The following is a 23,920-nucleotide window of genomic DNA, read 5'->3' on the forward strand; positions in this document are numbered from 1 at the left end:
GCGGGCAGTCACATAGGACTGCCCCTACGGAACAATATGATGAATAAAAAGAAACTTTGGAAATGGCATAGCTGGCTAGGACTATATAGTGGTCTTGTAATCTGTATATTGAGTTTTACAGGTGCTTTGGCTGTTTTCAAAGTTGAAATAGATCACTTATTAAATAAGGAATTATTTTATGTTCCTCCCCAAGAAAAGGTAGGAAACGTCAATCAATACATCTACGCTATTCTTGATACATACCCCGAACATAGCGGTTATATTGTTGAACCTGCCGAAGCTGTTGATCGCTCATGGAAAGTATCATTTAGACTTAAAGAAGAAGGACGTAATATTGCAAAAGAAGTTTTTTTCAATCCCTACAATGGTGAGGTAGTAGGAGAAAGAGACATGTATAAAACTGTGTCGTTTTTTATTAGAAATATCCACGTTAGATTATTTGATCACTGGTATGGAAGACAATGGGTAGGACTGGCAGGCGTATGTATGCTCATTTCACTTACCGTGAGTATTCCATTGTATTTTGATTTTACAAAAAAGCAAAAGTTTGGTAAAGTCAGAACCAAAAGAAGCCGTCAGAAATGGGCTGACCTCCATAAATTTATTGGTTTGGCCACCATTGTTTTCCATTTGATCATTGCCATTACTGGGGCTTGGCTGGGATTGCAACCCAAAATCCAAAAACCTCTAATGGGCGACCGTCCAGGTATCTACAAACCTACCGAATTTCCTTTGTCAAAATCAGAAGATAACCGAACAGCGATTGATTTCATCCATCTTCAGACACAAGTCAAAAAAGAATTTCCTGAGTTGACTTCCTTAAAAATCAAATCCTCTGCTGACGGTAGTCGAACGGTTTCTGTTTTTGGTAATATACCTAGAATGCCCTATGAAAGGCAAACCAATTTTGTCGTCTTTGATAAAGGCGATTTATCACCGGTTTATAAACTTGATCTACGAAAAACAGGAATAGGAAGCCATATTTTCTATATGCAAGAAGCCTTGCATTTTGGAGATTTTTGGGGTACAGGATTGAAAGTGATCTACTGCTTTTTGGGGTTGATTGGAGGCTTTTTAGGGATCAGTGGTTTCTTTGTTTATTACAAAAGAACGGAGAAGAAAAGAGTGCAAAAACATCCTCTCTTGACGACCTCCAATATCATTTATGGTTTTACTTTAGGAATTTTATTGATCACCCTATTGATCGCTTACTCAAGTATTACTTTTGGCGCCGACTACCCTACAAGTACTATTACTACTCCTGCTTTTTATGGACTGATCTGCATCTATATTCTATACCGACTTATTCGGTACTTCAAAACAAAAAACCTCAACCATATAAATAGTTGAGGTTTAAATGTGATTAAGATTTTCTAATCTCATAAAAAATTATAGGAAACTTCAACGAAGAATCATCGTTGATCGACACTTTATCATGACTAGAACCTCTAGCCGATAGGGAATTTTATAAACTTATCTCATATAGCAAGTTTATTGGGTTATGATGCTTTGCTCAAGATCTTTTCTGTTTCAATCATTAATAGGGCAATCTGCATTCCTGTCTTCAGGTCTTCAAACTCCTCATGACTCAAACAGTAATTCACTTGTTTATCTTTTGTCTTCAAAATCAACCTTCCTTCTCCATCATCAAATTGAAATGAATGTTGATGAAAATCGATACTTGATATCTTTTTAGCGTAATTGAAAAATTCATTTTGTTCAAAATTGAATAATAGGCCTTTCAGATGTATACCTACTTTTTTACAATCCTGACATTGACTTATAATTAGTTCTTTTTCTGAGTATAATTTCTTTGCTCTACACATTTCACAATGCTTTTTTATGACTCGATTGTTTGTTTATTATTTTTATTTAGATCAAATATAAATAACAAATTTTGATTTACAATGAAATGCTCATAAATTATATGAGAATAAACATATCTTAATACTTTTTTCACTAACTTTGGTTTACAATTTAAGTCGATAATATGGGGTTTATAGATACACTAAAAAAGAGGTGGAACGTTAAAAGTGGTTGGCAAGTAGGTGTTATATTACTTGTCTTTGCACTCACTGGTACAACATTTATGTACACTGTAAAGCCTTATGTTTATCCATTATTTGGCATTACCAGTGAGACCAGTACTTGGATCAGAGTACTTGCATTTTTCTTTATTGGTCTCCCTTGTTATCAGGTGCTTCTTCTTATTTGGGGAACACTTCTGGGACAGTTTAAATTTTTCTGGGAATTCGAAAAACGAATGTTTAGAAGAATGATTGGCAAAAAATAGCTCTTGTCACACTCTTGTTCCTTCAACTTTCATATTATTATTTTCTGGGCCAGCAATTTTATTTATGCTTCTTCCATTTACTGTATCTAAAGAGGATGACCACTTACTAGCTTTATACCGTCAAGAACGTATCAGAAAGTGCTATTCTGCCATACCTTTTTTCTTTATAAGTTATCTGATGATCATCTCTTACTATGTATTAGATGACTTTAGAGTATTTGAACCTTCCTCTCTTTTTACATTCAGTAGAATTCCTTCTATCATTTTTTCTTTAGTTTTAATCGTTCTTCGTTTTACAAATTCAAAAGACGGAAAACTAAAAAACTATTGGATTCCAATGTATACCGTCACCATTACCTCTATTATTTATAGTTTGTATGCCGTGGCTTTTCTCGCTTATGAGCAACCCGATTATTTTCTTTCGGGGTTATACGTTATTACTGGATTTCAATTTACGGCATTAATATATAGTATAATGCCCACCTCTGTTGCAATTGGTATTATCGGTGTTGGTGCCTCTACTTTTACAACCGCTATTTACTATCAATACGGAGCTTTTTCCTCTTCTTATGATATTCCTAATTTCATTGCTGTCAGCATTATCAGTATCGTTGTACTTTTTGTCAAATACAACAATACCTTCAGGCACTTTAAAAGTCATATTTTACTAAAGGAAGAAAAAACAAAATCGGACTCGTTGTTCCAATTGACTTTAGAGCAAAACGAAAAACTCCAATCACAAAAAGAATTTATCAATCAACAAAAAGATATACTTTCCAACCATTACAATGATATGCAAGAAAGCTTGCAGTATGCACAACGCATTCAAAATGCTATGCTGCCACTGCCTTTCTACAACGTTGAAAAGGTAAAGGAATATTTTAATTACTCTGCTCCCAAACATATTGTAAGTGGTGACTTTTACTGGTTTGGAAAATCCGAAAATGCTCAAATCATTGTTGTCGGTGATTGTACCGGACATGGCGTACCCGGTGCCTTAATGAGTATGTTGGGCATTTCTATTCTGAACCGTCTTGTTACACAAGAAAATGTAGATGATCCTCTCTATATTATTGAGAAAATGCACCTTCGTCTTAATACCTTATTACAACAAAACTCTACTCATAACAATGATGGTATGGCTTTATCAGTCATCCGCGTGCCTCTTTACCATGACCAAAATAGTATTACTTTTTGTGGTGCTAAAAGCCCTGTTTTATTTGTAAAGAAAGAAGGAATAGAGTTTTATAGAGGAGGTCGTTACTATATCGGAGGAAATATTTCACCTATCAATAAATGCCAAAATATTACAATAGACATTGAGCCAGGTATGATGATGTATTTGTATTCTGATGGGTTCAGAGATCAGTTTGGAGGTATTTTAGATAAAAAATACACTGGCAATCAATTCAGGTCTTTCTTACAGAAAATCGCAACTGAACCAACTGCGATACAAAAGCAATTGTTGGATTCAGAATTCCTTAAATGGAAAAATGCCAAGGATGAAGATAATACTCAGGTGGATGATGTGTTGGTTGCTGGGTTCCGTTTTTGATAGTAATAGTTCATAAGACTGAATACATTGTAAACTAAATTTTAGTTAATTAATATAACTCCTTTTATGAAGGATTAATGGTAGTGTATTATGGTTCGCGAGGACGTTTTACTAAAACGTCCCTACACCACTGCATTTTAGAAGATAATTATAAAACCTTTGTCTTTTGATATGTAATCAGATAATCATTTAGTAGTCTCCCCCTCGGCCTTGAAGGGAAAAGCGTTAAGAATTTCATGGAATGAGCCGTTAAAAATGATTTTGCTGTTTGAGCGCAGCGAGTTTAAAATCATTTAGGCGAGAGAAATGGAATTTAGCTTTTGACTTCTAAGCCTTGAATTTTTTGCTTCGTTTTTGTTTCAAGACAAAAATGAAGAGGAAAGAAGCTTGGAAGTTAATTCTATAAATGCTTGCAGAAAGGTCGATTGAAAGTTGACGATAATTTAGTATAAGTACTAAGACAAAATTATATACCACTAATTCTATTTATTATTTTGCGATTACTTCCTTTAAAAAACGCTAAATAGAACCACTATTCATACGTTTTTTAGCGTTGTACTCCCAAAAAATAAATAAGAATTAGTTATCATTTATTTTTGACTTAGTACTTACAATGTAATAAAGGATAAGGAAATCAGATGGACTTCTTCCCTCATCCTTCTTTTTACAATTTTAGTGAATCATAATTTGATCAATCTCCCATTTCCCTTCATTCACACCCACTGCAGGCTGTAGTGCCACTTGCATAATTCTTGATTTTATATCTGAAAATTCCGCTAGATCTATAGTGTATGTTTTGAATTCACTTTGATTGGGAGTAATTGGAATACTAACCCACTGCTGAGCACTCCAATCCAGCTGTCCTGTACCTGTTTTCCAGAAACCTCTCCCCTCATCTCTAGAATAAATTGCAAATTTCATTTCTTCTGCCTTCGTATTATTTTTTATTTGGAAAGTTACTTTCGAACAAAGATCAGACTGCGTATATAGCCAAGGAGCACTTTGAATAGTTGCATTATTTTCATCAATTTCTCCCTTAATTTTACCTTCATCATAGACCACTTTTGTGCCATTGAGTGCCATCCACCCCATCGTACTTTTCTTAAATTGGAAAGGCCTTCCTGGAGCAGGATACATTCGGTCATCTTCAGGAATCAAAATGGTATTGTCTTGATTAAAAAATACTGGTTTTAAGCTTGCTCCTCTGTAAAAAGCACTGATATCATGATTTTCTTGTAAAACATACAATTGTCCATCAGTCCATTCGAAAAAGCTCGTATGACCTCCTTCCAAAAAGGCGCCTTGAAATTCATAAGGACCGTAAAGATTTTTAGCCATAGCGTACTTGTCACCATACACCAGATAATACCAATCTCCTCTTTTAAATAAAGTCGACTTATCACTCACTCTCACTTTTTTACCTTCCTTCGTTTGTACCAAGATAGGTTGAGGTTCTGTGGTAAGCGATTTCATATCCTCTGAAAGTGTAGCCATATAATAAGTTCCACTACCAAAACAGATCGTATAAACGCCATCTTCTTCAAAAATTTCAGGATCATAAGGCGACTCTTTTATGATATCTGTTGGAAGTAAGGGTTCACCAAGTAAATCTTTGTACTCACCGTCTATTTGATCAGCTGCAGCCACACCTGTATTATGATATCGATTAGAGAAAAACCAATAATACTTGCCATTTCTCTCGCAGATGTCCCCAGCAAAACAATTGGGTAAATCACCTATATATAAATCTTTAGGGTGAATGCTCCTATGGTATTCCCAATCTTTCAAATTAGTAGTGGACCATACTTCCCATCTATCCATGGGGAAAGAAGTCATAGGATGCCAAGTCTGATCGTGTCCACAGATGATATAAAGTGTATCTCCTTTCATCAGAGCATGTGGATCTGCCATACCATGCTCCTCTACAATTACATCTATCTTCAGTGCATCGGGGTTAATCCCATAGGTAAGTTGAGGAGATTTTTGGGATGTTGAACACCCTACAAAAATACAAACCATCAAAAGGGGTAGTAGTCTCACAAAATCTTTTAAATAATCACTCATTTTATTTACATCATTACATTAAGAAAATAATGTCTTCAAAATAAAAAGGAGCATACAAAAAATAGGGTGAGGTATTTACAAACCACCTTAGTTCGCCTTAATTTAGCCACCACTTTAACGGGTAATCCATAAGTTCTATCTTACAAACCGCAACCTCTGTGGCTCTGAATACTTTGTAAACCAATTTTTCAAATGTTCATGATATTTGGAAATCAGGAGGTTTCTGATGACCTGAAGAGCACTGATGACACTTTCGTTTAACATTCGCACCATTGAGCTCTATATCATTTTAGTTTGGTAGGAATATCCTTAAAGATAGCTGAAACCTCGATTGATAATTTAATTACAATATTTCTACCACTTTCACTATCTCATCCAGCCTTACCTTCTCCCCATTATCAAGTACGGCATATTCTACTTTTTCCTCTACAACAAGCGTTTTTATCACTGCTTTAATCTCACGTTCTTTTAATTGAAAATGAAGAGGTGTTTTATGCATGGCCCATATTTCATACTGATCATAAGTGGCACATGCTATGGGTTGATAACTTTTATTTTCTGACATCTTTGTACGTTTTTTAATAAGTAGTAATCGTATCCAATAACTGACAAAACCTACCTATAATTTCATCATAAAAAAGCGGAAAATATAGTTTTTACTCCACACCTTCCGCTTTATAAAATTTTCTTTCTTCAAGGTTTAGATAAAAGTCTAAAAAGGATTTGTAACCTCCTCTCCATTTTCTTCTCCTTCCTTGATAAAAAACTACTGAGTAACAACAACCACTTCTTCTTTACGGATTTCTTCTTGTCGTTTTCCCTCATACTTCAATGCTTTTCTCATACCCAAGGCATACCCCAAATGTACTCCTTCGTGTACATTATTAAATTCCACAGCTTCTGCCACTGTGTGAACTCTAACACCAAGACCTGTCACATACGATTGGTATTTTCTAAAAATACCTGTTACCTGATCTTCATCTAATTTCTCCAATAGATAAAGTGCCAAGTACTTCAGTTCATTGACTTCGTCTTCAGAAAGGCTTCGTTCTGGTTTTGATCCTTTACGGAACATCTTGATCCATTTCTTGTCCATTGGTGGCGTCAGGCCAGAAAGGCCATAAGTAAGCAGTTGATGGGTGACTATTGCGTGTCCGAAATTCCAAATGATGTTGTTGTTGTATCCAACAGGAATAGTATTTAATTCCTCTACAGAGAATTGATTAATAAACTCAATAAATCTCTTGCGTAATTTTCTAGTAGTGTTCAACATGAAATAGATCCTTAGGGATGATAGTACTGCGTTATGTTGACTGAATTTACAAAAAAAAGATAGGACTTTTAAAGTATTTTAAGAAAAAAAATAAAGGTCTTGCAACACAATTTTGTATTACAAGACCCTGATATTGTACTTTTTATATAGAATCATAACTGGCTGAAAGAAGGTTAGTTTTGATGCATATTACATGTTTCCAATAGAATAATTCGATCCATGTACGCATTTATCTCTTCCTCCACATTATATTTTAAGTCTTTGCTAAATTGGATATTCACAAGACGATCTAATTCTTCTTGTAAATCCGCAATTTTTGATTTTAAAGAAACTCTTCTGTTTAACTCCTCAATAATCGCCTCTAAATGCGGCACATTGTGGGCAGTTATAAATACCTTCAATTCCTCTTGATCATCTGGTGCTAACCCCTCATGCGCAATACGTGCTAACTTCAACCCCTCTACTAGATCTGCAGAACTAATATATTCGTAGAATTTTTCCTTTAAAATTTCTGATAGAAAAGATGATGAGATATTCATAGTATTTGTTCCTTAAGTATTACAATGCTTTCATTTCTTACACATTAACTACTTCAGCAATGAAATGGGTTAATAATGTTTACTTTATTTTTAAACTCCTAAGTGCCTCATAGCGTTCGATTTATTGATTTGCATTAACAATTAACTTTGAGAAATAGATTAGAACATCTGAATTTTAATACACTTTTAACTCGTTTTTCGTCAACTACCAAATTACATTTCTACAAACTTTCAAAGCCGATGAAAGCATTACCATACTAATGGGTAGAATGGTCACTGGTACGAATGTTAAGCAATAGCGATGTAACTTGTAGACGACAGAAATCTCCTGATTTCTAAAAACCTTATAAAATAAAAAAGAGCTCCGCAAAGCAAAGCTCTTTTCCAACCCAAAAACTAACTATTTCTCATTGCTATAATCTTTAATGACTGATTTACTCAATACAATCATTTTTATATCTTCAATTCAAAATGAAGCAATCACTCACTTTAAATATTATGCTCTTTTGTGTTTCCTATATCTTATACACCTCACCCCACTTTCCCCCTACCTTTTTTATAATAAACAAATGTTAATTTTAATCTTTTTTTTACTACACATTCAAAGTCAGTATTTTACATATCACTTTTCTTTAAAAATTTTTGATAAAAAGAAATTAATTTATCTAATCCGTCCCTTTTCAATTCAGTATCATAGAGATAGAATGATATAACATTAAAAATTATTTAATGATTATTTTTTAAACATAAATTGATTAATAAATAAACATTACTATATTTACAACTGCTCTCCCTTTAGCAATTAGACACTATCAAAAAATATCGATTCAACATTTAAAGGAAATTAGAAAATGACAAGAGACTTGTTAGGGAGACCTCAACATAAATATGCACTCATTGATTGTAATAGTTTTTATGCATCATGTGAAATTGTTTTCAGACCCGATTTGGAAGATAAACCCGTAGTTGTGCTTTCCAATAATGATGGGTGCGTAATTGCTGGCAATAAAAAAGCGAAAGCACTCGGCTTTAAGATGGGAACACCTTTCTTTAAAATGAAATCTGTAATGCAAAAGCAAGAAGTGGCCGTTTTCTCTTCGAATTACGCACTGTATGCTAGTTTATCACAACGTATCATGGCATTATTGAGACAATATGGTTCTGCTATTGAAGTCTATTCTATTGATGAGGCTTTTCTGGACCTTACAAATACTGAAGAAACCACTGGTATTGGAACATTAATCCGGGAAAACATCAAAAAACAGACAGGTGTTCCAGTAGCGGTTGGGATTGGAAGTACGAAAACCTTGGCAAAACTAGCCAACCACATTGCCAAAAAAGATCCTAACTTCCCAGGAGTTTGTGAGCTAAGGTCTTATCAGGAAGATATAAAATACATTGCACATTGGCCCATTGATGAACTTTGGGGAATTGGTCGGCAGCACTGCAAATCATTACAAGAGCATAATGTATTTACTATTGGCAGCTTTATGGAACTTCCAGAAGCTTATATTAAGAAGAAATGGCATGCGCCTGTTTGGCGTATCTATAAGGAACTACAAGGCGTTAGGTGCCATAGCTTTAAAGAAAGACCTCCTGCAAAACAAGGTATAGGTACTGCTAGAACATTTGCCCAACCTATCAATGATTGGTATAAGCTGAAAGAGATCATGTGTGGTTTTGTGGCTTCAGTGACAGAAAAGCTTCGGAAACAACATAGCCTAACACAACAAATTTCTGTTTTTGTAATGACAGATAAACACAGAGAGCAAAATCACTACTATGCCAGTGAGAAAATTACATTAGATGTTCCAACCGATGACACCGCCATCTTAATAAAAATAATGACGGTTTTGTTAAAAAAAGTTTTCAAAGCAAAACATAACTATAAAAAAGCAGGAGTACATCTTATGAAAATCACACCTAATCAGTCTTTTCAACAGACACTAAACAATGTGCACGACAGTAATAAGGTTGAAAAAAAATTTCATCTATTAGGCACGCTAGATCGTATTAACAGAAAGTATGGAAAAAACACCTTAGTCTTTGCTTCTCAACGGTTATCGGCTCGTCAGCCTTTTGACATGAAACAAGAAAATAAATCCCAGAAATTCACAACAAATATTAACGAAATTGCTTTTGTACGATAATTTTACTAGAAATAACCAAGGAAGTATACACAATTTAGGTAGTTTGAAGCATTTAAAAGTGGACTTTTATAACATAAACAAGAAAAACATTACGTAAGCCTCAACTTTTTCTATCAAATGCATTGCATAATTATAGGATTTTACTGACATTTGTAATGTACATTTCTAAGAAGGAGTTAAAAGGTACTAAAGTTTAGTTCTTAAGGGAACAAAAAGTACAGAAATTCAGTTAGATAAGTACGAAACAAAAAAAGTCATAAAAGTACTCTTGATTTATCATCAAGAGGATATTTATAAAGAACTCATTTTTAATTGGTTTTAGTTTTTAGCTAAGTTGTTAAAGGTCCTGCTCTATGAGCACGACCTTTTTCTTTTTATGATATTTTAAGAAATAGAACCCAATAAAAAAGGCCTAAACCCTATTTCATGGATTTAGACCTCCCTTTTGCAACACACTAGTAATACTTATTGTAATCCTTTTGTCAGGTACTCAATGATTACTTCGTGTTCTACTTTTATATCTCTTGCAAGCATTGATTGTGCTCCTAACATTACAGTACCAGCAAAAATCATCTTGTTGACATCCCCATCAAAAAGCGACATATACGCATCTCGTATGTATCTCATAAACGGGTTTGCCCCTCTTCCTTTTGATTCTAAAAACTGAATGAGAATTTGATTGTCATAGAAGAAGTCAATTTCAAAACGATAGAAGGCAGCGATTGTTTGTTCTAATTCTTGGTATTGCTTGGCTTTTCTTTCACCAATAAGCTTTACGATCTCATCTACCAAGCCGTATTCACCATCAAAGCGAGTATAAAAAACCTTGGTAGTTGTACCACAGTGTGCCGCTAATTTTCTTAAAGACCACTCCCCACCATCTAAAACATACTGTATAGTCATCTCAACCATGGATTCTTTAGAGGGAGCCGCATTTTTTCGAGTTTTAATCATTTTCGTACTTTTCGTGCTAATTATTTAATTCGTAGTATTGTGACAGTCATATGAAAAAATGAAACATCGTTTCAAATATGATATTTTTTCAGGAAAAAACAAGTGACTTTAGGCAAAACAAACAAGTTCATAAAGCGTTTTAAGTCCTGTTAAGAAGTCATTAACAAAAAAAGTGGAAGACAATAAATAGTTTTGCAATAAAAAGAAAAACAAATCTATGAAGGCGAAAGAATTACATCAACAATTAACCCAAGCGTTAACCGCTGTATACGAAGAAAATGAGGCACAAAGTATTGCCTATATTTGGTTAGAAGAACGCCTTCAACTCGAAAAAGTAAACATACTTTTAGATCAAAAAGAGATCGATATTGCCGCCACTACTTATGATAGCGATTTGAAAAGACTTTTGAATCATGAACCGATTCAATATATCATTGGGGAAGGTGATTTTTATGGGCGAAAATTCCTGCTTAATCAAGATACTTTAATTCCTAGATCAGAAACGGAAGAGTTGGTATGGCATATTCTCCAAAATCATAAAGAAGGCTTGTTGATTGATATTGGTACAGGTTCTGGATGTATTCCAATTTCACTAGCTTTAGAAAGTAATCTTCAAACCATTGGATTAGATATCAATAAAAATGCATTGGAGAAGGCCACCGAAAATGCCAAAAAACTAGGAGCAACTACGCAATTTTCCCATAAAAATATATTAGAAGAAAATCTAGACGATCTTGATCAACCTGATATCATAGTGAGTAACCCGCCTTATGTCACAGAGGCTGAGAAAGAGATTATGGATGAAAATGTGGTACGATATGAGCCCGAATTGGCTCTGTATGTATCGAATGAAGATCCTTTGATTTTTTATAGAAGAATTGCTGATCTCGCTCAAAAAAGGTTAAAGAAAAACGGTTGGCTTTACTTCGAAATTAATGAGCAGTTTGGGAAAGAAACAGAACAGCTTCTAACAGAAAGAGGTTTTACTAATACTGAAATCATTAAGGACTTTCAAGGTAAAGATAGAATCGTAAAAGGAATGATTTAGATTAAAATATTGTATTTCAATATAAAAAACACCACAAGATACAATTTAAGTGCTGTAGCTTGTGGTGTTTTTTATTTCTAGAAACATCTTCTAAAAAGTCATCTCAAACTCATTTTCTCCCACCACTACATCATCCATTAAAGCCTCTACAACCACTGTTTCGTTTTGGGTTTTACCTGCTTGAACCAGCAATAACACTTTGCCTTCTGAAGTCATACAGTGATCCGCTTTGAAAGGGTTTGTATTATTGTTTTGACCGTTATCAATACCAATAATTTTGGCATCACCTTTCACCTTAAATTGTATCTCTTTATTGAGGTGTTTTACAGGGTTGCCATTGATATCATGCAGTTGAGCCACTACATGTACCACATTTTTTCCATTGGCTTTTACCTTGTTTTGATCCAGGTTCATTTGGACATATTGTGGTTGATCTGCTGTTTTAATTTCATATTCTGCCACTACACTTCCATGAGTTCTAGCCACTGCTTTCAACTTCCCTTTTTCGAAAGGAAAAATCCATTTTAAAATGCGGTCTTCATTGTCTTTTAGATATTGAGATCCCAGTGATTGATCATTCAAGAACAACTCTACTTCCTCAGCATTGGTATAAGTTTCAATGTAAACAGATTCTTTATTTTGATAATTCCAATGATTATTCAACGCTGCCCAATGCCATTTTGTAGGTCTCTTTTTCTTTGGATTTTCTACCACTTTTCCATCTTCTAGAAGATAATGAGAGCTTTCCGTTTTTTGTGTTCCAAAATAGACCGTAGGTTTTTCTTGCCAGAATGTTTTGAAGAAATGATACACTGGCTTTTTGAAGCCTGCAATGTCCATAAGACCAATATCCAATGCTTTGCTAGGATAACCGCTTGTTTCACCCAAGTAACTGATACCCGGCCACAAGAAGACTCCTGAAATAAAATCTCTATCCAAGCAATCTTTCCATTCTTGCCATTGTGCAAAATTCTCTGAACCATAAATAATTCGATCAGGATACGCTTTGTGATGAGCATCATAGTGATGAGATTGGTAATTGTACCCTGTTACATCTACGGCATCACAATAACCTGTTAGGTTGCCCGCCTGAGGTAACACTTCACCCGCAGTAGAAGGTCGAGTAGTATCTTCTTCTTTGACCCATTGATGCAATTGACGGGCAAGTGCTACCAATTGTAAGTTCCCACCACTTGTTTTATTCAGTACCTTATTGAAATCATCTTGGTTAGAAATCGCTGTTTTCCAATAATAACCAAACGTCCATTCGATCTCGTTCCCCACACTCCACATAATGACAGAAGGATGGTTGCGATCACGACGAATCATATCTTTTAAATCACGCTCAGCCCATTCCTCATAAAGAGGTCCATAGCCTGTTGTTTTTGCTCCAAAATCATATTTCCAAGCATTCGGCTTATCATCAATCCATTTATTTTTATTGACGGTCCATTCATCAAAAGCCTCCACTTGTACCAAGAAGCCCATTTCATCACACAAATCCATAAAATCAGCCGAGGCAGGATTGTGTGCCGTTCGGATAGCATTGACTCCCGCTTCTTTTAAGATTCGAAGTCTACGTCTCCACACATCCACCGGAACGGCACTTCCCACTGCACCTGCATCATTATGTAAACACACACCTTTTAATTTTTTATTTTCTCCATTGAGGAAAAATCCTCTCTTAGCATCAAAACGAATAGATCTTACACCGAATGGAGTAGTGTATTCATCTAAAATTTCACCTTCACTATTTTCTAAAGTAGTGACCATCTGATAAAGGTTTGGCGTTTCGTCGGACCAAAGGAAGGGCTTCTCTATCATCATTTCTTGCTTCAGACTGTTTTCTCCTACTTTCAATTGAAGAACTGAAGAGGTCGTTTTGACTAAAATACCCTTTGAGTTCTTGATCTGTTGAGTGACTTTAATATCTTGCGGAGTATTGCTTTCATTCAAAACAGACGTTTTAATCGCCACTGTACTTTTCTCCCTGCTTACATCGGGTGTGGTTACAAAAGTCCCCCAATGTGCAATATGGACAGGATTAACAGTAACTAATTCAACATTCCTATAAATGCCACTTCCCGGATACCAACGAGCATCCATGAAGGCTTTTCGATTCACCTTCACAATAATCTCATTCGCTTTTTCTCCATAGTTTAAATGGTCTGACAAATCGATTTTAAAGGCAGAATAACCATAAGGTCTACCTCCCACATATTTGCCATTGACCCATATTTTTGAATCTCTATAAATACCATCAAACTCAATCCATGTCACCTTATCTTTTGCATCAGTAGGCATCAAAAAGCTTTTTTTGTACCATCCTATTCCTCCCGGAAGATAACCGGTACATCCTGCCGTATTTTTATGAGTGTACTCCATTTCTATACTCCAATCGTGTGGTAGCGTCACTTCCCTCCATTGTACCTTATCCTTTTCTACCATTTCGGAATCAATGGAATCTGCCCAATAGAATTGCCAGTTTTCATTAAAATCAGCTTCTGCTCTTGGCGAAGTTTCCTTCGTACCACATGCCGCTATTACCACAAAGAGTAGGAATAGCAGGTTATATTTTTTGATATTATTCATTGTTGTTTGTCGATTTAATTATTGAGCGATAAATGCGATAGCTTGCCCACCACTTGTTGCCAATTTGATTTCTAATTCGTCCTTTGAAGTCACCTGCTTTTTAGAGGTTTCTACAGGGTAAGGGTTGGTGACCCAGTCTGCGTCTTTTCCATCGGCATAGATGATCGCTTCATACGTTTTATCAGCATCCAAGAAATCTAATTTTACTGTAAGCTGACGAGCATTTTCGTCTGTGATACTTCCCAAATACCAGTTATCCGTTCCTCTTTCCTTGCGAGCAACTGTATAGTAATCCCCTATTTTCGCATTCAACACTTTGGTTTTACTCCAGTTGGTCGGTACTGTTTTCAAAAATTCAAAAGCAGGTTTTCCTTCATAGTTCTTAGGTAAATCTGCCAACATTTGAATCGGGCTGAACATCGTTAGATAATAGGCTAATTGCTTTGCTACAGTCGTTCTTACACGGATTTCAAATTTCGCCCACTTTCTCTGCGGAAGCATCACTTCAAAAATACCTGGTGTAAAATCAATGGGACCTCCTAAGATTCTTGTAAAAGGAAGTACCACGCCATGTTCGGGGGAATTTCCTTTACTCCATGCATTATACTCTTGTCCTCTCACCCCTTCACGCGCCATGATATTCGGGTAAGTACGCTGTTCGCCGGTAAACTTGATGGGTTCATGATTGATGATCAACAATTGATGTTCCCCTGCCGTCTGAATCATTTTTTTGTAGTGACGTACCATGTATTGTCCATGATGATGTTGTCTATAAGTATTTCGTTCATAATCATAATTTACATCACCCGTATACCCTACTTTTACCGTTTTAATCCCCAAGTCGCTACACATTTTAAAGAGCGTATCCATCCTTGGTTCGTAATGATCGATATCCGAAATCGTTTCATGATACATCATCATTCTTACCCCTTTTTCTTTGGCGTAGTCACACACCTCTTGAATATCAAAATCACTTGTAGAAGTACTCCAATCAAAAATGCCATAACCGGTCCACGATCCCGTCATATCATCCCAACCTTTGTCCCATCCTTCAATCAATACATCTTTAATACCGTGTTTTGCTGCAAAATCAATATGGTATTTGGCGTTTTCAGTCGTGGCACCATGAGGTCTATTTTTAGACAATGGTTTTCCGAATTGCGTCTTCTCCGCCCATGAGGTTTTCCCAATATGCAACTCCCACCAAATACCGATGTAAGTATACGTTTCTATCCAATCTGTATTCTCATAAACACAAGGAGGATTTAAATTCATAATCATATTGGACTCCACTAAATCACCTGCGTTTTCACCCATTTGTATCGTTCTCCAAGGGCTTTGAAAAGGTGTTTTTGCTCTTACCAAATCTCCATTCATCCAAGGTGTCAAGTGGGCTTTAAGTTTTGGACCATTTTTTTGATTCAGTAAATTCATTCCTGCGTAATCTGTCAAATCTGCTTCATGAATACTGATCACTAAATCATCACTCACCTCCACTGTTAAAGGTGTGTTACACATATTGGCACGTTCTTCTTTATCGGGTCTTCGTGCAAAATTCACCGTATCACCAATAGAAGTAATTGGAGAGTTATAATACTCCTTTTCATAATTATCATAATCCGCAAAGTTCCACCAAGCCTTGTAGTCACCAGCAAAATTGAACTCTGTTTTTTCATCCATTATGACAAAATCCTTCAGCTTGTTTTGTGCAGGAAAGGCATAACGGAAAGCGATCCCATCATCAAATGCTTTTGCTATGATGTCAATTAAAATACCGCTTTTCTTTTGCTTCAAATGTAAGGTCAATTCATTGTAGTGATTCAATACTTCTTGATGTTGCCCCCAGACGGTTTCCCAAGTTGTAGAGCTTGATGTAACCGAGGAAGAAAGTACCTCAAAGTCATCACTCAAATCTGTATTTTTTAATGTAAAACCAAGGGCTGATTTCGTCAGAACAGGACGGTCAATTCTTTGAATATCGTAAAAAACACGTCCTTTTTCGTCAATAGAAAAATTGATTTTGTTTTTAGCATCAGGCGATGCGACTTCTAGTACTTCATTCTGTCCACAAGAAAGAAATAATAGAGAAAGTAATAGTAAATAAATTGATCTCATACTTTGATAGTTTTGTTAATTCAGTGCTTTATTGAATGCCTCAAGATAAAAAAGAGGGAAGTAGAGATACCGTATAAATAGTATGAAAAATCGGGTAATTTTTAAGCGGCAGAGGATTCAAGGAATTATTACCTTATAATCCTATTATTTTTTAGGGGGAGTATTTTTTCACTTTCAGCTTTAATAAGGAAAGAAAGTCTTTATAATCAACAAAGCAATATTGTATTTCAAAAATATAATCATTGATTTTCAAACTATCTTTCTACAAGATTTAATAGAATCTACTTTCAAGCTACCTTGTAGAAATACCGATGGAATTTCCATCTTATTAGTTTGGTAGTCCTATCCCCGGCCTTGAAGGGAAAAGCGTTAAGAATTTCATGTATTGAGCCGTTAAAAATGATTTTCTGTTTGAGCTTTAGCGAGTTTAAAATCATTGAGGCGAGAGAAATGGAATTTAGCTTTTGACTTCTAAGCCTTGACTTTTTTGCTTCGTTTTTGTGTTAAGACAAAAATGAAGAAGAAAGAGAGTTTGAAAGGATACCATAAAAGGCTTGTAGAATTATCAATAGAATGTCATCGAAAACTTAGTTTACAGCGCATTAATATTATATTATTAAAAAAAATTACTAGCTTATAGACAATAAAAAACTTAAAAGCTAAACTTATGCTCAGAAAAGCATAAACTAATACTATTTATTGAAGGCTTAACGATCAAATAAGGCAGACATGATTCATCAAAACACTGGTTTTACTTGGCCTAGAACTTAAGATATGTTCTAGTTTTCATCAACAGTTGCTTACTGTTGTCTCTTCAATATACCCTAGCTTTTTGACACTTTTCAAGCCACTGCTGAAAGGTGTGTACTGTAACTATTTACTCAAAAACAACCTCAAAACTCTAACTTATGGATTATTACAATTCCAATGCGGCTATTGACTACATCAGAGAAAACGACATTGAAGACTTTAAGTTTGTCATCAAAAACCAATGGCAACTGATCTATGGTGATCATCAAAGTGCTCCCAAACTTCTTGTGGCTGTCTCTGGCGTGACTTGTGAAGAAGAACTTTTACATCCCCAACTTATGCCATCGGAAACAGACCTTTGGCTTCCATTAAAACAACTGTATAAAAGGACCAATATCCCTTTGATTTTACTTCGGTTTATTATCACAAAACCTGAAGTGCGAGATGTGGCTATTGTGGATTTGAAAACGTCTAAAGAAATAAGGAAAATTGAACTAGCAGATTTACCTGAATATTTTAAGAAATATGGCCTACCTATCACCAACAATGCTACGGCAAAATACCTCAACGACAAGACCTCTAGTTTTTATCATAAATGGCAAAGAAAAAACCTTGGCAGTACCATCAAAGTCACGGATATTGATTTGATAAAACTAGATACCGACCACAAAATCTCACATATCATAGAGCTTAAAAGATCAAAGATTCATATCAGAAAATGGACTCCGTATAAAGATGACTATCCCAACTTCAAACTCATTGCGAAGCTCATTCTCAATACCGGAATTAAATTAGAATATCTTTATAACTACCACACCAAAAAGCCTGATTACATCGATGATATTAATACTGTAAAAGTTTTCAACACTCCCCTTCCTTCTTCAAAATTTGAGATCAAGGAAATTGGAATCATGAACATGACAGAATTTATCCACTACCTAAATAAATAGGAGTTGTATAACGATAATACGCTCATTTTGTATAATTTTAAGGACATTTTCGCAGAAAAAAATGAACATGAAGAGTAAAGAACCTAAAGAGTTTGTGAGCAGCTTGAATATCATCAGAGATAATATTGAAAAGTTGAGTAAAGTTTTCCCCGACACGGTAAAAGACGGAGCGGTGGATGTAACTTCATTGCTCCATCACTTGGGTTTAACCAATGATCATGATGAAGAGGAATTCTATAATTTCACTTGGAAAGGAAAAAAAGAGGCCATACAATCTACTCAAGAGCCTTCGGAGGGAACACTAAGAAAAGTAAAAAACTATGGAGATAAAACCACCAAAAACTTATTTATTGAGGGCGATAACTTTGAGGTGATCAAGATACTCCAAAAAAGTTATCAAGAGAAAATAAAACTCATCTATATAGATCCTCCTTATAATACGGGAAAAGACTTTGTCTATAAGGATAATTATAAAGACAATATCAAAAACTACCTTGAAACTACGACTCAAAAAGACAAAAAGAGCAAATTATCTTCAGCCAACATTGACACTACAGGAAGGTTTCATACGAATTGGCTGAATATGATGTATCCAAGATTGAGTATATCAAGAAACTTGCTCAAAGCAGACGGAGTAATTGCTATTCACATTGATGAACATGAGTATGCTAATCTTGAAAAAATCATGAATGAGCTTTATGGTGAAAATAATAGATTGGGTACTATTGTATGGGATAAACGCAATCCTAAAGGGGATTCCAAAGGCATTGCCTACCAACATGAATCCATATTGCTTTACTGCAAAGACATTCATGAATTCAAAAAGAAAAATGCATTTAAAAGAGTAAAAGAAAATGCAGGAAAAATCATAGCCAAAGCCAATGAATTAGTCAAAACGAAAGGACTCTCCATGGCTCGAAAGGAATTGAAAGCATGGATGAGAAAGCAAGATTTTAGCGGAGGTGAAAAAGCCTATCAACTCATTGATGAAAAAGGTAAAGTCTACCGTCCGGTTTCTATGGCTTGGCCCAACAAAAAACAAGCACCTGACGACTATTTTATTCCTTTGGTTCATCCTGTCACAAAAAAAGCATGCCCTATTCCTGCTCGTGGCTGGAGAAACCCTCCTGCTACGATGGAAAGACTTCTAAAAGACGATTTAATTTTATTTGGAGCAGATGAAACTACTCAACCCAATCGAAAATATCTTTTGGAGGAAAATATGTTTGAAAACGTTTCTTCTATGATCTATTACGGGGGCAGCGATGATGCAAAACTAAAAGAACTTGATGTCTCTTTTGACACTCCAAAAGTAGTGGACGTTTGCAAAAAAATCATCGAACCGATCTGCCAACCTCATGATATTGTACTCGACTTTTTTGCAGGTTCAGCCACTACCGCCCATGCTGTATTAGAGCTGAATCAAGGTAATCAAAAACAGCTTAATTTTATCATGGTTCAAATACCAGAACCTATTGCAAAAAAACATGAAGCCTACAAAAAAGGCTACCAACTTATCTCTGATGTGGGCATCGACAGGGTCAACAAAGTACAGCAAAAAATAAGGAAAGAAGACCCCGAAAATGCTGATAAAATGGATTTAGGATTTACCGTTTTCAAAATTAGCTCTTCCAATATCAAATCATGGAGTCAAAATGAAGACGACTCTATTTCCATCACACCTCAAAACCTAAATGAACACTGTACAGAAGAAGATATCATCTATGAAATTTTGCTCCAGCGTGGTCTTGATCTTACTCTTCCTATTAAAGAAGAAACAATAAAAGGAAAAAAAGTATTTAATGTTGGTGACGGTCTATTGTATATCAATAGTATGAATAGCTAGAATTATTAATTGTGAATTATTAATGATAAATTATAGTAATAATTCACAATTAACTATTAAAACAGTGTATACTATTTCTCTATCTCGCTTTAATCTAAAGCTATTGAATTACCTATTTCTATCACTGACATTCTCATGGAATATTTATGGTCAAGACATTAAAGTGCCGGCTGTTCATTCTAATATTGAAGTAGATGAAAAGGGTAAACTTTATTACGTGGAAGATGGTACGAAGTACTATGAAAAAATCAGTAAACCTAAGTACACTATTCAAAGTGTTGTAGGTACTCCCAAAGGTACTGATGACGGTATTGAAATTGATTTTGGGGATCTAGAAGGACAAATTACGTATGGTCTTATTCCTTATAATCAAGTGAAACATCCATTGCCTATCTATAGATTTAATAAAAAGCTAAAGAAGGGTAAAATAGCCATCAATATTAAAGATGACTTCAAATATCCTTATGACTTTGTCAATTGGAAAGAAAACAAGAAACTATCTATTGGCTACCGCTTTACGAATCCTAAAGGAAAAATCATTTTTGATGGTGTGGTAAGTGTAAAAGGAGATGGACCATTTACAATTGCTCCTGCCATTTACGAAGGACCTTTTGTTAGTAATATTACTGATAATAGTGTTGACCTGTGGTTTAGCACAACTTTGGCTGTAAAGGCTAAAGCCAACGTTGATGGTCAGTCCTATAATGAAAGTACAGCTTCTACCTTTCATCATTGGAAAATTGATAACCTTCAAGCAAATAAAGAATATACTTACAATGTAGAATACGATGGTATACAACAGGAATATCATTTTAAAACAGCACCTTCAAAAGGAAGTCGAGAAGCCTTTGTATTTGGGTATTCAAGCGACAGTAGACAAGGACACGGAAGCGGCGAAAGAGATGTGTATGGAGCAAATACCTATATTATAAAAAAAATTGCAGCATTGGCTTATAGTAAAGACGCCTCTTTTATACAATTTACAGGTGATTTGATTAATGGATATTTATCAGACTATCAAGAATTACAACTTCAATACACCAATTGGAAAAAAGCGGTTGAACCTTATTGGCACTATATCCCTTTTTATACTACGATGGGTAATCATGAGATATTAGGAAAAAGGTTTGTAGACGAAAAAGGAAAAGTGAAAGCCTATATTGGCAACTTCCCTTATGCTACCAACTCTAGTGAAGCGGCCTATGCCGAAGCATTTGTCAATCCTATCAGCTCCTTAGAAAGTGAAGATAATAGTAAATACGATCCCAATTCCAAGGAAATTAATTTCCCTTCTTATAAAGAAAATGTTTATTCTTATACCTATGATAATGTAGCTATGGTGGTACTCAATAGCGATTATTGGTATGCTCCATCATTGGGTAAGAATACAAATTCAAGTGGTGGTCTGCATGGTTATATTATGGACAATCAATTGAAATGGTTGAAAAAGACTATCGCCATGTATGAAAAAGATAAAAACATTGACCATATTTTTGTGACACAGCACACTCCTGCCTTCCCTAACGGAGGGCATGCTAGAGATGACATGTGGTACTTTGGTAACAACGAAAAACGTCCTTTTGTAGCAGGCAAGGCAGTAGACAAAGGAATTATACAGAGAAGGGATCAATACTTGGATATATTGATCAATAAAAGTAAGAAGGTAGTGGCCATGCTCACTGGTGATGAGCATAATTATAACTGGCTGAAATTGACCAAGGACATGCCTATCTACCCTGATAATTACCCACACAAGAAACTCAAAATTTCACGCCCTATTTACCAAGTCAATAACGGTGCTGCAGGAGCTCCATATTATGCTCAAGAAGTTTTGCCATGGAGTGCTCACACCCAATCTTTCAGTGTTGAAAATGCTGTTTGTCTTTTTTATGTCGAAGGCAATAAAGTAGAAATGGTGGTTTGGAACCCTGATACGCTTAATGAAATTGATAGGGTACAACTTCGTTAAAGTTATTATCCGTTAGATATATCAAACCGCTTCTATATCAAAAATAGAAGCGGTTTTTATTTTTATTATAGTAATTTGCTTGCTAATCAGTACTTAACTATCCTACTATGAAAAAAATAAGTAAACTTTTCTTTCTATCACTCTTATTCTTGTCCCAAACCATAATAGCACAAGATTTCAGAAAGTTTGATGCCATACCCCAATACGCCAAACAAGCAGTCCTTTCTGAAAATTTCGATGATAACAGGAATGAATGGACTATTGTAAAATACTTGTCGGATGATGTACGTGAGAGTAAAATCAAGAAAGGGGAATACCGACTCACTTCCTATTCCAAAGATGAAATGGTGGTTGAAATCAAATCTGGTTTTGGCTATAATCAGTTGGAAAACTTTGAGATTGAAACAAGCATCAAACATGAAGATTTTCAGAAAAACAATGACAATGGATTAATATGGGGTATGTCTGCTGACGGACAAAATGCCTATGGAATTGGATTCACAAGAACGGGGTATTACACTATACAGGAAATGACCAACGGAGTGGAACACAACCTTGTAGAAAAAACCTTTTCAGACCTTCTTCATAAAGACGATTTCAATCACTTCTTAGTGAGAAAAATAGGCGATTGGTACCATATATTTATTAATAAGCAATTCGTCTATTCTTTTCCTTATCAACCACTACAACAAGATCAGGACATCACGGGTTTCTTTGCGGAAGGAACTTCAATAAGTGTGGATTACATTAGAGTTTCTAAGATCAACACAGATCAAATACAAACTTATACGCAACCGACTCCTGAAGTCGCTTCACAACCTTCTAATAATAACGCCTCAAGAGCATTGGTCATTACCAATCCTACGAACACAAGTGTTTATCAAAAAGCGGGTGATTATCATGCACTGATCATTGGGGTACAAAACTATAAAGATAACTCTGTAAAAGATCTCCGCTTTCCACTAAGAGATGCACAAAACTTCAATGACATATTGGTACAGAAATACGGTTTCCTTCCTAAAAATATCATTTTCTTAACAAACCCTACCCGTTCAGAAATACTTCAAGCACTGAATAAGTTGAGGGAAAGTGTAAAACATGATGACAATGTAATCATCTTCTATGCAGGACATGGCTTTTATGATCAAAAAGTAAAAGAAGGCTATTGGCTTCCATCTGATGCGGTGGAGGGTGACGATTCCAATTGGCTCGCTAATGCCAACTTGAGCACAAAGCTAAAAGGTATAGATGCGAAACATATTCTACTGATTTCAGACTCTTGCTTTGGTGGCAGTATCTTCAAGCCTTCAAGAAGTGCCTTTGCTGATGCGAGTCGTTCTATCACTAATTATTATGAAAAAAGAAGTAGAAAAGGCATGACGAGCGGTACACTCAAAACGGTTCCAGATGAAAGTGTATTTGCGAAATATCTTCTAAAAAACCTTCAAGAAAATAGAGATAAATTTCTGACTGCTTCTAAATTATTTTATAGATTCAATGATGCTGTCGCCAACAATAGTGAGAACGCTCCTCAGTTTGGTACGTTGCATAATGTCGGAGATGAAGGCGGACAATTTGTTTTCATCAATACATTAGCAGATTAGATAAGTATCTTTTCCAATCAATATTTCAAACCACCTTGATAATTACATTGAGGTGGTTTCTTTTTATAAAAGGATTTGTGAAGGGGAAATAATTATCCAATTTGGAGAGACATTTCTACACAACACTTTATTCTGAAAGAAACTAACCTTACCCTACCTTTTAAAAAGCTAATTTTAATTCTTAAGAATTAGGGTGATGTTTCACTATCAAACTATTA

At 35.3% G+C, this 23,920-nt stretch carries 17 protein-coding genes and 1 pseudogene; 9 read left to right on the plus strand and 9 right to left on the minus strand.

Translation table 11 applies throughout. The features are described 5' to 3' along the window. The first annotated feature begins 36 nt into the window (after positions 1-36). On the plus strand, positions 37-1,350 hold the full coding sequence (locus tag IC221_RS19800) for a PepSY domain-containing protein (RefSeq protein ID WP_188170620.1): 1,314 nt from the start codon (positions 37-39) through the stop codon (positions 1,348-1,350). Positions 1,351-1,499: 149 nt separating this feature from the next. Here IC221_RS19800 and IC221_RS19805 read toward each other — a convergent pair whose 3' ends face one another. Further along, positions 1,500-1,826, minus strand: a complete 327-nt coding sequence (locus tag IC221_RS19805; RefSeq protein ID WP_188170621.1) for a DUF6686 family protein — start codon at positions 1,824-1,826, stop codon at positions 1,500-1,502. A 164-nt stretch (positions 1,827-1,990) separates the two neighbouring features. Here IC221_RS19805 and IC221_RS19810 point away from each other — a divergent pair, with 164 nt between their 5' ends. Together IC221_RS19810 and IC221_RS19815 are read left to right on the plus strand one after the other, a co-directional pair. Next, on the plus strand, positions 1,991-2,293 hold the full coding sequence (locus IC221_RS19810) for a DUF6787 family protein (RefSeq protein ID WP_188170622.1): 303 nt from the start codon (positions 1,991-1,993) through the stop codon (positions 2,291-2,293). Then, positions 2,280-3,848 carry a PP2C family protein-serine/threonine phosphatase gene (locus tag IC221_RS19815; protein ID WP_188170623.1) on the plus strand — a complete coding sequence of 523 codons (1,569 nt, stop codon included), beginning with the start codon at positions 2,280-2,282 and terminating at the stop codon, positions 3,846-3,848. The genes IC221_RS19810 and IC221_RS19815 overlap by 14 nt, the downstream gene beginning before the upstream one ends. Before the next feature lie 672 nt (positions 3,849-4,520). Here the strand turns inward: IC221_RS19815 and IC221_RS19820 are convergent. From IC221_RS19820 to IC221_RS19835, 4 genes are all read right to left on the minus strand, one after another. Further along, a complete protein-coding gene (locus IC221_RS19820) occupies positions 4,521-5,912 on the minus strand; it encodes a family 43 glycosylhydrolase (protein WP_188170624.1) in 1,392 nt (463 codons plus the stop codon). 343 nt (positions 5,913-6,255) lie between these two features. Further along, on the minus strand, positions 6,256-6,477 hold the full coding sequence (locus IC221_RS19825; RefSeq protein ID WP_188170625.1) for a Rho-binding antiterminator: 222 nt from the start codon (positions 6,475-6,477) through the stop codon (positions 6,256-6,258). Between the two features lie 201 nt (positions 6,478-6,678). Further along, positions 6,679-7,185 carry a DinB family protein gene (locus IC221_RS19830; protein ID WP_188170626.1) on the minus strand — a complete coding sequence of 169 codons (507 nt, stop codon included), beginning with the start codon at positions 7,183-7,185 and terminating at the stop codon, positions 6,679-6,681. A 173-nt stretch (positions 7,186-7,358) separates the two neighbouring features. Beyond that, positions 7,359-7,724 carry a hypothetical protein gene (locus IC221_RS19835; RefSeq protein ID WP_044213262.1) on the minus strand — a complete coding sequence of 122 codons (366 nt, stop codon included), beginning with the start codon at positions 7,722-7,724 and terminating at the stop codon, positions 7,359-7,361. Positions 7,725-8,575: 851 nt separating this feature from the next. Here IC221_RS19835 and IC221_RS19840 point away from each other — a divergent pair. Continuing rightward, positions 8,576-9,874, plus strand: a complete 1,299-nt coding sequence (locus IC221_RS19840; protein WP_188170627.1) for a Y-family DNA polymerase — start codon at positions 8,576-8,578, stop codon at positions 9,872-9,874. 465 nt (positions 9,875-10,339) lie between these two features. On the opposite strand, the gene IC221_RS19845 is transcribed toward IC221_RS19840, so the two are convergent. Further along, entirely contained in the window at positions 10,340-10,828 is a 489-nt protein-coding gene (locus IC221_RS19845) for a hypothetical protein (protein ID WP_188170628.1), read from the minus strand. Positions 10,829-11,045: 217 nt separating this feature from the next. Here IC221_RS19845 and prmC point away from each other — a divergent pair, with 217 nt between their 5' ends. Further along, the gene (prmC, locus tag IC221_RS19850) at positions 11,046-11,876 is read left to right on the plus strand and encodes a peptide chain release factor N(5)-glutamine methyltransferase (RefSeq protein ID WP_188170629.1); all 831 of its coding nucleotides are present in this window, start codon (positions 11,046-11,048) and stop codon (positions 11,874-11,876) included. Positions 11,877-11,966: 90 nt separating this feature from the next. On the opposite strand, the gene IC221_RS29935 is transcribed toward prmC, so the two are convergent. The 3 genes and pseudogenes from IC221_RS29935 to IC221_RS19860 form a co-directional block, all read right to left on the minus strand. Beyond that, positions 11,967-12,716, minus strand: a complete 750-nt coding sequence (locus tag IC221_RS29935) for a DUF4982 domain-containing protein (RefSeq protein WP_367397780.1) — start codon at positions 12,714-12,716, stop codon at positions 11,967-11,969. Between the two features lie 225 nt (positions 12,717-12,941). Further along, positions 12,942-14,468, minus strand: a pseudogene (locus tag IC221_RS29940) (glycoside hydrolase family 2 TIM barrel-domain containing protein); the annotation flags it as partial. Positions 14,469-14,486: 18 nt separating this feature from the next. Further along, positions 14,487-16,583 carry a glycoside hydrolase family 97 protein gene (locus IC221_RS19860; RefSeq protein ID WP_188170631.1) on the minus strand — a complete coding sequence of 699 codons (2,097 nt, stop codon included), beginning with the start codon at positions 16,581-16,583 and terminating at the stop codon, positions 14,487-14,489. A 908-nt stretch (positions 16,584-17,491) separates the two neighbouring features. Here IC221_RS19860 and IC221_RS19865 point away from each other — a divergent pair. The 4 genes from IC221_RS19865 (at position 17,492) to IC221_RS19880 (ending at position 23,702) form a co-directional block, all read left to right on the plus strand. After that, entirely contained in the window at positions 17,492-18,283 is a 792-nt protein-coding gene (locus IC221_RS19865; protein ID WP_188170632.1) for a hypothetical protein, read from the plus strand. Between the two features lie 67 nt (positions 18,284-18,350). Further along, entirely contained in the window at positions 18,351-20,129 is a 1,779-nt protein-coding gene (locus IC221_RS19870) for a site-specific DNA-methyltransferase (protein WP_188170633.1), read from the plus strand. Positions 20,130-20,193: 64 nt separating this feature from the next. After that, complete coding sequence (locus IC221_RS19875) at positions 20,194-22,098, plus strand: metallophosphoesterase (protein ID WP_188170634.1); 1,905 nt, start codon at positions 20,194-20,196, stop codon at positions 22,096-22,098. Between the two features lie 107 nt (positions 22,099-22,205). Next, positions 22,206-23,702 carry a caspase family protein gene (locus IC221_RS19880; RefSeq protein ID WP_188170635.1) on the plus strand — a complete coding sequence of 499 codons (1,497 nt, stop codon included), beginning with the start codon at positions 22,206-22,208 and terminating at the stop codon, positions 23,700-23,702. Positions 23,703-23,920: the final 218 nt, after the last annotated feature.

It is taken from the genome of Flammeovirga sp. EKP202, from assembly GCF_014534745.1.
GTDB lineage: Bacteria > Bacteroidota > Bacteroidia > Cytophagales > Flammeovirgaceae > Flammeovirga.

What these genes read in the sequence shown, in the direction of transcription:
- IC221_RS19800 (WP_188170620.1), top strand. Translation starts at nt 37, where the DNA reads ATGATGAATAAAAAGAAACTTTGGAAATGGCATAGCTGGCTAGGACTA.
- IC221_RS19805 (WP_188170621.1), bottom strand. Translation starts at nt 1,826, where the DNA reads ATGTGTAGAGCAAAGAAATTATACTCAGAAAAAGAACTAATTATAAGT.
- IC221_RS19810 (WP_188170622.1), top strand. Translation starts at nt 1,991, where the DNA reads ATGGGGTTTATAGATACACTAAAAAAGAGGTGGAACGTTAAAAGTGGT.
- IC221_RS19820 (WP_188170624.1), bottom strand. Translation starts at nt 5,912, where the DNA reads ATGAGTGATTATTTAAAAGATTTTGTGAGACTACTACCCCTTTTGATG.
- IC221_RS19825 (WP_188170625.1), bottom strand. Translation starts at nt 6,477, where the DNA reads ATGTCAGAAAATAAAAGTTATCAACCCATAGCATGTGCCACTTATGAT.
- IC221_RS19830 (WP_188170626.1), bottom strand. Translation starts at nt 7,185, where the DNA reads ATGTTGAACACTACTAGAAAATTACGCAAGAGATTTATTGAGTTTATT.
- IC221_RS19835 (WP_044213262.1), bottom strand. Translation starts at nt 7,724, where the DNA reads ATGAATATCTCATCATCTTTTCTATCAGAAATTTTAAAGGAAAAATTC.
- IC221_RS19840 (WP_188170627.1), top strand. Translation starts at nt 8,576, where the DNA reads ATGACAAGAGACTTGTTAGGGAGACCTCAACATAAATATGCACTCATT.
- IC221_RS19845 (WP_188170628.1), bottom strand. Translation starts at nt 10,828, where the DNA reads ATGATTAAAACTCGAAAAAATGCGGCTCCCTCTAAAGAATCCATGGTT.
- prmC (WP_188170629.1), top strand. Translation starts at nt 11,046, where the DNA reads ATGAAGGCGAAAGAATTACATCAACAATTAACCCAAGCGTTAACCGCT.
- IC221_RS29935 (WP_367397780.1), bottom strand. Translation starts at nt 12,716, where the DNA reads ATGGACATTGCAGGCTTCAAAAAGCCAGTGTATCATTTCTTCAAAACA.
- IC221_RS19860 (WP_188170631.1), bottom strand. Translation starts at nt 16,583, where the DNA reads ATGAGATCAATTTATTTACTATTACTTTCTCTATTATTTCTTTCTTGT.
- IC221_RS19865 (WP_188170632.1), top strand. Translation starts at nt 17,492, where the DNA reads ATGGATTATTACAATTCCAATGCGGCTATTGACTACATCAGAGAAAAC.
- IC221_RS19870 (WP_188170633.1), top strand. Translation starts at nt 18,351, where the DNA reads ATGAAGAGTAAAGAACCTAAAGAGTTTGTGAGCAGCTTGAATATCATC.
- IC221_RS19880 (WP_188170635.1), top strand. Translation starts at nt 22,206, where the DNA reads ATGAAAAAAATAAGTAAACTTTTCTTTCTATCACTCTTATTCTTGTCC.